Annotated in this window: 12 protein-coding genes and 1 tRNA gene; 1 reads left to right on the top strand and 12 read right to left on the bottom strand. The window is 62.2% G+C overall.

All coding sequences use genetic code 11. The features are described 5' to 3' along the window. Positions 1–17: 17 nt before the first annotated feature. The 9 genes from AC0L2Z_RS31510 to AC0L2Z_RS31470 form a co-directional block, all read right to left on the bottom strand. On the bottom strand, positions 18–395 hold the full coding sequence (locus AC0L2Z_RS31510; protein ID WP_473630205.1) for a hypothetical protein: 378 nt from the start codon (positions 393–395) through the stop codon (positions 18–20). A gap of 89 nt (positions 396–484) precedes the next feature. After that, entirely contained in the window at positions 485–1,039 is a 555-nt protein-coding gene (locus AC0L2Z_RS31505; RefSeq protein ID WP_473630204.1) for an O-acetyl-ADP-ribose deacetylase, read from the bottom strand. A 2-nt stretch (positions 1,040–1,041) separates the two neighbouring features. Continuing rightward, positions 1,042–2,649 (bottom strand): carboxyl transferase domain-containing protein, encoded by a 1,608-nt coding sequence (locus tag AC0L2Z_RS31500; RefSeq protein ID WP_236388449.1) that lies wholly within the window; start codon positions 2,647–2,649, stop codon positions 1,042–1,044. 5 nt (positions 2,650–2,654) lie between these two features. Further along, the gene (locus tag AC0L2Z_RS31495; RefSeq protein ID WP_473584303.1) at positions 2,655–3,038 is read right to left on the bottom strand and encodes a type II toxin-antitoxin system VapC family toxin; all 384 of its coding nucleotides are present in this window, start codon (positions 3,036–3,038) and stop codon (positions 2,655–2,657) included. After that, positions 3,035–3,427 (bottom strand): AbrB/MazE/SpoVT family DNA-binding domain-containing protein, encoded by a 393-nt coding sequence (locus AC0L2Z_RS31490; RefSeq protein WP_473630203.1) that lies wholly within the window; start codon positions 3,425–3,427, stop codon positions 3,035–3,037. The genes AC0L2Z_RS31495 and AC0L2Z_RS31490 overlap by 4 nt, the downstream gene beginning before the upstream one ends. 84 nt (positions 3,428–3,511) lie before the next feature. Beyond that, the gene (locus tag AC0L2Z_RS31485; RefSeq protein WP_473630202.1) at positions 3,512–4,675 is read right to left on the bottom strand and encodes an isovaleryl-CoA dehydrogenase; all 1,164 of its coding nucleotides are present in this window, start codon (positions 4,673–4,675) and stop codon (positions 3,512–3,514) included. Positions 4,676–4,732: 57 nt separating this feature from the next. Continuing rightward, the gene (locus AC0L2Z_RS31480; RefSeq protein WP_473630201.1) at positions 4,733–5,389 is read right to left on the bottom strand and encodes a TetR/AcrR family transcriptional regulator; all 657 of its coding nucleotides are present in this window, start codon (positions 5,387–5,389) and stop codon (positions 4,733–4,735) included. A gap of 223 nt (positions 5,390–5,612) precedes the next feature. Continuing rightward, positions 5,613–5,984 carry an endonuclease domain-containing protein gene (locus AC0L2Z_RS31475; protein WP_473630200.1) on the bottom strand — a complete coding sequence of 124 codons (372 nt, stop codon included), beginning with the start codon at positions 5,982–5,984 and terminating at the stop codon, positions 5,613–5,615. A gap of 233 nt (positions 5,985–6,217) precedes the next feature. After that, a complete protein-coding gene (locus AC0L2Z_RS31470) occupies positions 6,218–7,330 on the bottom strand; it encodes a pyridoxal phosphate-dependent aminotransferase (protein WP_473630199.1) in 1,113 nt (370 codons plus the stop codon). A 141-nt stretch (positions 7,331–7,471) separates the two neighbouring features. On the opposite strand from AC0L2Z_RS31470, the gene AC0L2Z_RS31465 reads away from it, so the two are divergent. Beyond that, a complete protein-coding gene (locus AC0L2Z_RS31465) occupies positions 7,472–9,151 on the top strand; it encodes a tetratricopeptide repeat-containing sulfotransferase family protein (RefSeq protein WP_287228856.1) in 1,680 nt (559 codons plus the stop codon). A gap of 449 nt (positions 9,152–9,600) precedes the next feature. Here AC0L2Z_RS31465 and AC0L2Z_RS31460 read toward each other — a convergent pair whose 3' ends face one another. From AC0L2Z_RS31460 to AC0L2Z_RS31450, 3 genes are all read right to left on the bottom strand, one after another. Then, positions 9,601–10,815 (bottom strand): porin, encoded by a 1,215-nt coding sequence (locus tag AC0L2Z_RS31460; RefSeq protein WP_128168083.1) that lies wholly within the window; start codon positions 10,813–10,815, stop codon positions 9,601–9,603. A gap of 408 nt (positions 10,816–11,223) precedes the next feature. After that, positions 11,224–11,314: transfer RNA gene (locus AC0L2Z_RS31455), tRNA-Ser, on the bottom strand. Positions 11,315–11,366: 52 nt separating this feature from the next. After that, entirely contained in the window at positions 11,367–12,275 is a 909-nt protein-coding gene (locus tag AC0L2Z_RS31450; protein WP_473477324.1) for an alpha/beta fold hydrolase, read from the bottom strand. Positions 12,276–12,489 lie beyond the last annotated feature (214 nt).

The following is a 12,489-nucleotide window of genomic DNA, read 5'->3' as shown; positions in this document are numbered from 1 at the left end:
TCGGTAAGCCAGCCTGCCTACTTGGAGGCAGCGATCCCGCAGCCGCCGGCCGCGGTCTTGACCTTCCATCTCGTCAAGCCGGCCTGGCAATTGCGCAACGCACTCTCTTCCGCGGCCTGTTGCGAGGGTGCGTTGAGTTTGGAGCCGCAGATGATGTAGAGGTCGGTCACGCGCGATTGGAACGTCGTCGCATAGGCCGAATGACCGCTCGCCGCGACATAGGCCTTGTAGGCCTTCGGGCAATCTCCAGTCGAACCTGCCGGAAAATGGACGGCGAAACGTCTGTCGCCCTTGCTTCCCGCCAGCGATCCCGCCGCTCCAATGCCGGGCGCTGCTAATATAAGCAATCCCGCAAGTACAGATACAGTTGTTTTCTGAAAAAGCTGCTGTCTCATCTTCGCCCAATCCCCATTGGTATTTGCAATGAGCAATAGCCGCGATTCTTTCGTCTGGCCAGATCGGGGAATGAAAATAAGTCTGAAAACTATGAATGGATTTTCTTACCTGAGCCGGTCGCGCTCCCGCCATTGCGCAGCAACGCCTGTTGGTATAGGTCCGCCGTCTGTTGGTCGAAGCAGCAGAAGATGACGGTTTCAGGAACCGCATTGTGGCTGACAAAGGCGCTCACCGTGCCAACGGCGATCTGCGTCGCCTGGTCCTTTGGATACCGGTATACACCGGTCGAGATCGCCGGAAATGCCACCGTCCTGCAATCCTTGCCGGCGGCGAGTTCGAGCGACCGGCGGTAGCAGGAGGCCAACAACTCGGCTTCGCCCTTGCCGCCGCCTTGCCAGACCGGCCCGACCGTGTGGATGACATAGCGTGCCGGCAGCCTGTAGCCCTTGGTGAGTTTTGCGTCGCCGACCTTGCAGCCATTGAGGGATTGGCATTCGGCCAGAAGTTCGGGGCCGGCCGCACGGTGGATGGCGCCGTCGACGCCTCCGCCGCCCAGAAGTGAGGTGTTGGCGGCGTTGACGATGGCGTCGACCGCCAGCCTGGTGATGTCGCCGACATGAAGGCGAATCCTGGGCTCGCTCATCGTCACATCCTGAACACGCCGAAGCTTGTCTCCTCGATCCCGGCGTTCAGCGCGGCCGACAGGCTGAGCGCCAGCACCTCGCGCGTCTTGGCCGGATCGATGATGCCGTCGTCCCAGAGCCGGGCGGAGGAATACAGCGGGTGGCCTTCATGCTCGTATTTCATCAGGATCGGCTTCTTGAATTTTGCCTCCTCCTCCGCGCTCCATTCCCCGCCCTTGCGTTCGATCCCCTCGCGCTTGACGACAGCCAGCACGGTTGCCGCCTGCTCGCCGCCCATCACCGAAATGCGGGCATTCGGCCACATCCACAGGAAGCGTGGCGAATAGGCGCGTCCGCACATGCCGTAATTGCCGGCGCCGAACGAGCCGCCGATGATCATGGTGACCTTCGGCACGCGGGCCGTGGCGACCGCCATCACCAGCTTGGCGCCGTCCTTGGCGATGCCGCCGGCCTCGTATTTTCGCCCGACCATGAAGCCGGTGATGTTCTGCAGGAAGATCAGCGGAATCTTGCGCTGGCAGCACAGCTCGATGAAATGCGCGCCCTTCAGCGCGCTTTCGGAAAACAGCACGCCGTTGTTGGCGATGATGCCGACCGGCATGCCGTTGAGATGGGCAAAGCCGGTGACCAGCGTGGTGCCATAATTCTGCTTGAACTCGTCGAATTCGGAGCCGTCGACGATGCGGGCGATCACTTCACGCACGTCATAGGGCTGGCGCAGATCGGTCGGCACGATGCCGTAGAGTTCTTCGGCTGCATGAAGCGGCGCAATCGGATCGCGTAGCGCCAGCCCGATCTGCTTCTTTCGATTGAGGTTCTTGACGATGCGGCGCGCGATCGCCAGCGCATGCTCGTCGTCTAGCGCAAAATGATCGGCAACGCCGGAAAGCCGCGTGTGGACCTCGGCGCCGCCCAGTTCCTCCGCGCTGACGTCCTCGCCGGTGGCGGCCTTCACCAGCGGCGGACCGCCGAGGAAGATGGTCGCCTGGTTGCGTACCATGATCGTCTCGTCGGACATCGCCGGCACATAGGCGCCGCCCGCGGTGCACGAACCCATGACGCAGGCGATCTGCGGAATGCCTGCAGCCGACATGTTGGCCTGGTTGTAGAAGATGCGGCCGAAATGGTCACGGTCGGGAAACACCTCGTCCTGGTTGGGCAGATTGGCGCCGCCGCTGTCGACCAGATAGACGCAAGGCAATCTGTTCTGCAGCGCGATCTCCTGGGCGCGCAGATGCTTCTTCACCGTCAGCGGATAATAGGTGCCGCCCTTCACCGTGGCGTCGTTGACGACGACCATCACTTCGGTGCCTTCGACGCGGCCGATGCCGGCAATGATGCCGGCCGATGCGATGTCCTCGCCATACATCGACCACGCGGCGAACTGGCCGATCTCGAGGAATGGCGAGCCGGTGTCGAGCAATTGGGCGAGGCGCTCGCGCGGCAAAAGCTTGCCGCGGCTCTGGTGGCGCTCACGCGCTTCCTCCGAGCCGCCACGCTCGACGGTTGCCGCCTTTTGCGCAATGTCGGCGACCAGCGCCCGCATGCGCTCGGCATTGGCGCGGAAGGTGTCGGAAGCTGGCGAGATCTGCGAGGTGAGGGGGGCCATTGGCGTTACCGGATCAGTTCGATCTTGCAGCCGATATCCAGGTCGCCCCAGTCACGGTCGGCGGTGACGGCAATGGCGTTCTCGCGAATTGCCAGGGCCAGGCAGGCCCGGTCGCCCAGCGACAAGCCGCGATGCCGCGTCAACTCGCGAAGCTGACCGGCGGCGATGCCCATCATCTCGTCGAAAGCAGCGACCGGCATGCCGAGACTGGCGAGGTCGTCCGCGGCCTCTTCCATGCTGCGTCCCTTGTCGATCAGCTTGGCGATAATTTCGGCCGCATTGACGGAGCTGAATTGCGCATCCGGCGCGAAACCCAAGGCAACATCGGTGCCTTTCTCGTTAAGCAGGATCGCAAGCGCCGCCGAGCTGTCCATGACGTAAGCTTTCACTTCGCTCCCTTCCTCGCCGTTCCTTCGGCATGAAGCCGGTCCAAACGTCTATCGCTTCGACGCTGTTCTTCCCGCCGCTCCTTCAGAAATTCGTCGACGACACTTTCGCCGGGCTTTTTCAACGCTGACAATTCGGCCTGGACGCGCCGCAGGTTCCGAAGCCACGACTTTACCCGCAACTCGCCGTTCTCGACATGAAGGATCAAGTCCTCACCAGGCTTAACCCCGATTTCCTCGCGCATCGCAGCCGGGATAACGAAGCGTCCGCCCTCGCCAAGCCTGACGCGCTCGCGCTTCGCTGGCAACCGGAGCGGAGTTTTTTGAGCTCCTGCCTCGAATTGTGTCGGCGGATTCCCGTCAAACCCAGCCTTTTCGGTTTGGTTCGCCATGTTCTGCCTCGGTCCGGAAATATGACATCTCAGCAGAAATATGGGGCAAATTGTCCAGCATGGCAAATTCAGGAAATAGTGCCATCAGACTCCTTCCGCCATGATTTCCCGCCCGATCAGCCAGCGGCGGATCTCGCTGGTGCCGGCGCCGATCTCGTAGAGCTTGGCGTCGCGCAAAAGCCGGCCGGTCGAATAGTCGTTGATGTAGCCATTGCCGCCCAGCAGCTGGATGGCGTCGAGCGCCATCTGCGTCGCCTTCTCGGCAGCGAACAGCACGCAAGCGGCGGCGTCCTTGCGGCTCGTCTGGCCGCGGTCGCAGGCAGCGGCGACGGCATAGACATAGGCGCGCGCGGCGTTCATCGTCGTATACATGTCTGCGAGCTTGCCCTGCACCAGCTGGAACTCGCCGATCGGCTGACCGAACTGCTTGCGTTCGTGCACATAGGGGACCGCCACATCGAGGCACGCCGCCATCAGCCCGAGCGGGCCGCCGGCGAGCACCGTGCGCTCGTAGTCGAGGCCCGACATCAGCACCTCGACGCCGCGCCCTTCCTCATGCAGCACATTGTCGAACGGCACTTCGACATCCGAAAAAACCAGTTCGCCGGTGTTGGAGCCGCGCATGCCGAGCTTGTCGAGCTTTTGCGCGACGGAAAATCCGGCGAAATCCTTTTCGACGATGAAGGCGGTGATGCCGCGCGACTGGAGTTCTGGATCGGTCTTGGCGTAGACGACCAGCGTCTCGGCGTCCGGGCCGTTGGTGATCCACATCTTGGTGCCGTTCAGCACATAGCAATCATTGCGCTTTTCCGCGCGCAGTTTGAGCGACACGACGTCGGAGCCGGCGCCGGATTCCGACATTGCCAGCGCGCCGACCTTTTCGCCGCTGCACAGCGCAGGCAGATATCTTTCCTTCTGCGCCGGTGTCGCCCAGCGATTGATCTGGTTGACGCAGAGGTTGGAATGGGCGCCGTAGGAGAGGCCGACCGAGGCCGAGGCGCGCGAAATCTCCTCCATCGCCACGACATGGGCGAGATAACCCATGCCGGTGCCGCCGAATTCCGGATCGGCGGTGATGCCGAGCAGGCCGAGCCCACCGAGCTCGGCCCACAGATGCGCCGGAAATTCATTCGAGCGGTCGATCTCGGCGGCGATCGGGGCGATCTTGTCCTGGGCGAAGCGCCGCACCAGGTCGCGCAGCGCCTCGATGTCTTCGTCAAGCCCGAAGTTGAGTGTGTGCGTGTACATGCCGTTCCTCCCGGCGCACGGCCCGAAATCGAATTCAATTTCGGGAAGGGCGCAAAATCAAAGTGCTACAGCGTCCTTTGCGCGCCGGCTGTGGCGCTGCAGGCGCGTTGTCGCGCCATGGGCCTTTGCTCCAACCAGGCGCGTCGTCATTGAAAGATATGTGGCGGTTACCTCCGAGATCGATAGCCGCTCGCCCGGCCGGAACCAGACGATGACGCCGGTCATCATCTGGATCAGCGCCATGGCTGTCAGCCCTGTGTCTTCGACGCTGAAGACGCCGGCTTCCGCGCCGTCGCGCAAAATGACGCACAGCTCCTTCTCATAGGCGGTGCGCATACGCAGGATCCGCGTCAGGCGGTCATGCGACAGGCTGCGCAATTCCATGTTCGAGACATGGGTGGAATGGCGGCGCTCGACATGGAAGGCGATGTGGTTTTCGACATAGGCGGCGAGCCGGGTCGCCGGATCGGCCGCGGCCGGGCGGGCCGCGTCCCACGCCTCGATCAGCCCTTGCATGTGCTCGCGCATCAGCGTGAACAACAGGTCTTGCTTGGTCGGAAAATAACGGTAGAGCGCCGCCGCCTGGACGCCGACCTCGGCGGCCAGCTGGCGCATCGACATTGCCTCATAGCCGAGACGCGCGATCAGGCTGACCGCCGCCTCGCGGAGCGCTGCTTCGGTCTTTTCGCCGTCGGAACCGGTCGTGCGCGCCATGCAAGCCTAGTTGAGAGGGTAAGAATAAAACGAACGTTCAATTAATTCAAGGAGCGACGACGCTTATCCTTCTCCCCTTGTGGGAGAAGGTGGATCGGCGCGCAGCGCCGAGACGGTTGAGGGGTGTTGGACGGAGCGCCGTCAGTGCCAAGCTGGAGCACCCCTCATCCGACCTCGCTTCGCGAGGCCACCTTCTCCCACAAGGGGAGAAGGGAAGGCGCTTTTACCGCCACGGCTGCAAACTCTGGTCGCCGACGTAAGCGATGATGGTGTCGCAGACGGCGTTCAAATCGCGCAGCACGTCGTCGTTCCAAAAGCGCAACACACGAAAGCCGCTCGCCTTCAATTCGGCGTCTCGCTCCCGATCATAGTTTGAATCCGCATGCTGGCTGCCGTCGATTTCGACGATCAGCCTGGCCTCGGCGCAAACGAAATCGGCAATGAATCTGCCGATAGGAACCTGACGCCGGAATTTGATGCGGTCGAGCCTGCGTCCGCGCAGCTCGTGCCACAGGCGGTCCTCCGCCTCTGTTGGCTCGCGCCGCATCGAGCGGGCGAAGCGACGTTTGGTTGGAGCGACGGGCTGATGCGGCATCGGGCGAGATTACCCGGCCTTGGCGCTCCGTCCAGCACCATCGTCACGCAAATCGCCGACCTTCGCGATTGACTCCCCCTTCTCCCCTTGTGGGAGAAGGTGGCCTCGCGAAGCGAGGTCGGATGAGGGGTGTTCCAGCTTGGCACCGTCGGCACTCCGTCCAACACCCCTCATCCGTCTCGGCGCTACACGCCGATCCACCTTCTCCCACAAGGGAGAAGGAAGAGCGCCTCTCAGCTTCCCCGTGCCGCCGCCATCGCACCCGGCAATTCCTCGGCAAAAATGTCGAGCTCGTGGTCGAAGCCGACGCTGACCCTGATGCAGCGGTCGAGCACCGGCACCATCGGCTTGCGGATGAACACATCGCGCGACAAAAGCGCCTGCAGCACCTTCAGCGCGAAGGCGCCGTCGCCGCCGCAGTCCAGGGTGACGAAATTGGTCGCCGAGGGCAGCGGCTTCAGCCCATTGGCCTCGGCGATCCCGGCGATGTGCCGGCGGCCGGAAGCGACCCGCGCCACCACGCTTTGCAGATAGTCCTGATCGGCCAGCGCCTCGACGCCGGCGATCTGCGCCATGCGGCTGACGCCGTAATGGTTGCGGATCTTCTCGAAATCGCGGATCACCTGGGCGTCGGCCACCGCATAGCCGCAGCGTATGCCGGCCAGCCCGTAGGCTTTCGAGAAGGTGCGCATGCGGATGACGTTCGGCCGTGACACGTCGATCGGCGGCAGCGCCGAGGCAGGGCCCAATTCGCCATAGGCCTCGTCGAGCACCAGCATGGTGGTCTCCGGCAGGGCTTCGATGAAGCGGATGAGCTCCGCCGCCTCCCACCAGCTGCCCATCGGATTGTCCGGGTTGGACAGGTAGAGCAGCGGCGCTTTGTCCCTGGTGACCGCAGCCAACAGGCCGTCGAGGCTTTCCCGGTCGTTCTCGTAGGGGACCGCGACCAGCCGGCCGCCGACGCCGGCAATATGGAAATTGAAGGTCGGATAGGCGCCGAGCGAGGTGACCACCGCGTCGCCCGGCGCCACATACATGCGCGCCACCAGGCTGAGCAACCCGTCTATGCCTTCGCCGACCACCACGTTTTCGACGCCAACGCCAAGATGCGCGGCAACAGCCAGCTTCAAATCGTGATTGTCTGGATCACAATACATCCACATGTCGCGGGCGATGCCGGCCATGCGGGCGATGACGCGCGGCGAGGGGCCAAAACTGCTCTCATTGGCGCCGATGCGGGCGCGAAAGGCGCGGCCGCGATCCCGCTCCTGCGCCTCCGGGCCGACAAACGGCACCGTCGAAGGAAGCGCGCTGACGATCGGCGTGAGGGGAGGGCGCTGGCGCATGGCAAAAGCTCGCTCGAAAAGTGCCTTCTTGCTAGCGCGGCACAGGTGGCCGCGCAAGCTCCCGCCTTGGCTGCAGCCAGCATGCTGGATTCCCCCCGCACTTTTTGCTAGCGAGATATTTCTTTTTGCTAGCGAGATATCATGAACAATCGACTCCCGCCTGCCTGGTCAAAGCACATCAAGCCCGGACCCGCGCCAAAAGTGAAGGGGCCGATAGTGAAGCCTTTGGTGAGCCCGCAGAAAGCAAGCGCCCAATCGCGTGCGCAGGCCGACGACGCATTGCTGAAACAGGCATATGCCTTTCAGCAGGCCAAGCGGCTCGACGAGGCTCAGGACCTATGCCTTCGGGTTCTGGAGCGCACGCCAAACCATCCGCTCGCCTTATACATCCTGGGGACCATATACCTGGGTTACGACGATGAGCGGGCCTTGCGATATTTCGCACGGGCGGTCGGCGAGGAACCTAAAAACCCCTACTACCACCTCAGCCTGGGCGAGGCCTATGTGAAGGTCAGCGAGTATGCGCCAGCAATCAAGCATATGCAGTACGCCCTGGAACTGCAGCCCGGCCTTATCGAAGCACTTTGTGCATTGGGGCGCACTTACACGGCGTTCGACAAGCCCGACATGGCTCTGCCGCTTTACGAGAAGGCGCTGAAAATCAACCGCGATCATCCCAAGGTGCGAGCCGGGCTGGCCAGCGCGCTCAGCGGCCTGGGCCGTATGGATGAAGCCGCCGCCTATCTGAAGCAAGCAATCGCACGTCGTATTGGCGTGCCGGCTGCCTACAACGACCTTGTACAGACGCGAAACTTCACCGAGGAGCCCGAGGAGCTCCAATCCATCCTTCGTGAGCTCGGCAATCCGAAACTTGGTTCGGAAGGCGCGCAGCAACTCCATCACGCCGCCGGCAAGGTGCTGAACGACCTCAAGCGCTATGACGAGGCATTCGACCATTTCAACAAGGCGAAACAGGCCTCCGGCCAAAGGTTCGATATCGATCTGTATCGTCGGTGGGTCGATTCGATGATTGAAACCGTCACGCCGGACTTTTTGGCTGCCAGGGCCGGCTATGGAAATCCTTCCGAAGCGCCTGTGTTCGTGGTTGGCATGCCCCGCTCGGGGACGACGCTCACCGAGCAGATCTGCGCCAGCCATCCCGACGTTCATGGCGCAGGGGAGCTTAGCAAACTGAGTCGGGTTGCTAACGCGATCGGCCTCAAGACATCATCGGCTGGTGATTTGAACCAGCCGATCACCTCGATCACGGAAGACCTGTCCAGAACCTTGGCCGAAGAGCATCTGTCCTATTTGCGGGAGAGGGCGCCTGCCGCACTTCGCGTCGTGGACAAGACGCCGCACAATTTTGAACTGATCGGCCTTATCGGCCTTCTCTTCCCCAACGCACGCATCATTCATTGCCGCCGTGATGCCATCGACAACTGCGTCTCCTGCTTCGTCCTCAACTTCAGCGAGGCACACAGCTACAACACCGACCTGAATACACTAGGCCTGTACTATCGCGAGTATGACCGCCTGATGCGGCACTGGAACGAGGTCTTTCCAGGCCTTATCTTCGAAAATCGCTATGAAACGCTGGTTGAGGACCAGGAAGCCCAGTCGCGCCGCCTGATAGATTATCTCGGGCTGCCTTGGGATGACGCCTGCCTGCGCTTTTTCGACAGGGATGGTTCGGTCAACACGCCCAGCCGCTGGCAGGTTCGCCAACCGATCTACAAATCGTCGGTCAAGCGCTGGAAGAATTATGAAAACGAAATTCAGCCACTGATACAGTCGCTGGGCGATCTTGCTGAGATTTGACTTGGGGATGGCGGCCCGCATTGCGTGGGTCGCGAACTGCCAACCGACCTGTCCTGTTCCTTCGTTCCTGCGTTGCAGAAATATTTTGAGACGCTGGAGGGGCAGCGCCCCTGCCGGACAAGGCTCTTCCTTCTCCCCCCCTGTGGGAGAAGGTGGCCGAGCGAAGCTCGGTCGGATGAGGGTGCTCCAGCTTGGCATCGGCCGCACTCCGTCCAACACCCCTCAACCGTCTTGGCGCTGCGCGCCAATCCACCTTCTCCCACAAGGGGAGAAGGAAGAGGCTTGTCCGGCAGGACAGAGGGGGGCGCGAAGGATCGCTGCTGACTTCGTTCTGCGCAGTTGTCGGCTGAGTATCGGCGCCCCCAAGCATTCCGGCCTTGACAGCCACGCCGACACGAAAAAAACCCGGCGGTTGCCCGCCGGGTTCGAGTTCAGTCAAACGCTGCTGATTAGAACGAGCGCTGGAAGCGGAGCATGCCGCCGAGGCTGTCTTCGTCGTCCGCACCGGTCCAGTTGGAGAAGTCGGGCTCGTCGAAGTCGCCGGCGTGCAGGTAATCGACTTCGGCCGTGATCGTCAGGCCCGGAACGATGTCATAGGCGATGTTGGCAGCGATGCCGAGGTTTTCGCCTTCGTCATACGAGATCTGGGTGTTGAACGAGGTCTTCTCGTTGATGGTGTAGGTGCCACCGCCCCAGACCGCCCAGTTGCCGCTCCACAGCTTGTACATGCCGCGGCCGCCGGCGACGGGTGTTGCGAAGCCGGGATCCTCGTAGTTGTCGTCAGTGCCGTAGCCGGCCATGATGAACAGCGACAGGTTCTCCATTGGGGTGACGTCGAGGCGAACCTTGCCGGCCACTTCTTCGTAGTTGGCGTCGTAAGCAATGACGCCGGTGATGGCGCCCCAGCCCTGCGTCCACTTCACGCCGCCGACAACATGCGGAACATAGCTGTCGATCGTGAAGTCGCCATAACCTTGTTCGAGCGAGACCACGGCCGAGAAGCCATTGCCGGCGTCGAAGTAGTACTGGACGACGTTGGTGTCGAAACCGCCGTAGGGAACCAGCGTATCCTGGATGACGTTGCCGGCGTAGCCGATGAACGTATCGTAGGCCGATTCGTCTTTACCGACGCGCAGGCCGCCGAGCTGGATCCAGGCGAAGTTCAGCGAAATGCCTTTGTTCTCGGCAGGGTTAGCGACAATGATAGTCTCACCTGGCAGCGGGGGCAGCGGACCGGCGCCGTCCGGATCGGGACCGGGGACGTATGTGCTGCTGACGTGCCGGTTCCGGTTGCCGAAGTTGAAGCGGGTCTCGGTGTAGGTCTTCAAGGTGCCGAGCTCGGTTTCCTGGCCGGTCCAGGTCTTCAGGTTAAAGCGGGCCTGCTTGTAGTACGTGTCCTGGATGTCGCCGTCCTCGACGTCGAAGTTCTCAGCACCGTCGAACGAGCCGACGTCGCCGACGCCGATGTCGTAGCGGACATAGCCGCCGATGCGCAGGCAGGTCTCGGTGCCGGGGATGTAGAAGTAGCCAGCGCCGTAGACGTCGCAGATGCGGACGTATTCAGCGGGTTCCGGCTCGGCGACGACGACGGCGTCGGCGGCGCGCGCACCGGAAACTGCGACCAGAGCCGCAGCGGAGCCAAGAAGAAGGCTCTTGATGTTCATTTTCTGACCTCCAGTCAAAAGTTAAAAAACGGGTCTGGGTATTCTTTGCTGAAGGACAGCGTTCCCTGCCCCATCCCCACTACCGAAAAAGATGCGCACCGCGCCGCTCCTTCGAACCCGACATTACCCATGAGGCGGCGGCGTTCAACAACCATCGCATCGGCGAAAGGTCTGTGCAGGCGCTATCACCTTGCCTTGTTGCACAAATGACACGATTTGGCCTCACTCGGAAAGCTCCCGTTAACCATTGCGCCGCCGGAGACAGGTTGGAGACCCATTGGGCCAGGCCTTGCAATCCGGCCGATTCCGGCAATTGCCTGCCACAATTGCGGCGATGTCTGTGAGTCGCCGGCCAAGGCATTGCCGCAGAATCGCCGCATGGCGAAAAGCGGCGAGCGCGAAGCGGGATGGCGGAGAGGATGGGATTCGAACCCACGAGAAGCTTTTGACCTCTACTCCCTTAGCAGGGGAGCGCCTTCGACCACTCGGCCACCTCTCCGTTGCGCTGGTGGATAAAGAAAAGCGCCGGCACAATCAACAAGCCTGACCCATTATCGTTGAAAAAACCGGCTCCCGGCGAAGCGTTGCTCGGTCCTGTCCAGAAAAGCGGCGATGGCGCCGGGCAGGCCGCCGGTCTCGAGGAAAGGCGCATGGCCCTGGCCTTCGACCGTGATCGTCTCGACACAAGGATGACGGTTTCGCATCTGTTCGAAGGTCTCGGCGGACAGCAGCTTCGAATTGGCGCCGCGGATGGCGAGCAAGGGTATTGCCGCCAGTGCCTCGAACTGCGGCCATATGTCTGGCAGCTTCTGGGTCAGGTCGAGTCCCGCCAGCGTCTCGACCAGATTCGGATCGAAATCCGGCAATAATCCTCCACCCGTATCTCGGTAGAGCGCCGCTGCCATCCGCTCCCAATCCGCCTCGGTCAGGGCAGGAAAGTCGCTGCCATGCGCGCCGCGCTGGGCGCCGACGGCCTCGGCGTGGGTTTTCGGCTTCGGCGCGCGCTCGAGATAGGAGCGGATATGGGCGAGACCGCCGGCCTCGAGCACCGGGCCGATATCGTTGAGCACGATAGCCCGCAGGACTGCCGGCCGCATCACGCCAAGCACATGGATGATCAGCCCGCCGCGTGACGTGCCGATGAAACCAGCCTCGTCGATGCCCAGCGCCGCCAACCCGCCGAGGATGTCACCGGCTTCGACGCCGATATTGTAGTGGCCGATATCGGGGTCGTAGGCGGATTGCCCGCGCCCGCGATAGTCGAAAGCGACGATTTTTCGCGGCGTTTGCGCCCGCCGCGACAGATGCAGCGCCAACTCATGAAAATCGCGGCAATTGCGGGTCAGGCCGGGCAGGCAGACGACCGGCCAGTGGCCGGAATTCGCTTCGCCATAGATGCGGGCGTGGAGTTCAAGCCCGTCCGGCGAGGCGTAGAAGAAGTCGGAAAAATCGATCGACATTTTGGGACTCGATTCCTCGCCGTTGCCGGATCGTCGACTGCTACAGGGGAGGGCGGGCACGGTCAAATCGAAGCGTCATTTTCGAGATGTCGGTGGGACAGCGCCCCCCTCTGTCCTGCCGGACATCTGCCCCTCAAGGGCATATGCGCTAAGATAGGTGTTGCAGCGGGGAATCGGTTGTGATTCTACGCTGCGATGACTCACGAATCGCTTG

This window comes from Mesorhizobium sp. WSM4850, from assembly GCF_055811735.1.
The sequence above is the reverse complement of the archived record's forward strand: the minus strand, read 5'-3'. Positions and strand labels throughout refer to the sequence as shown.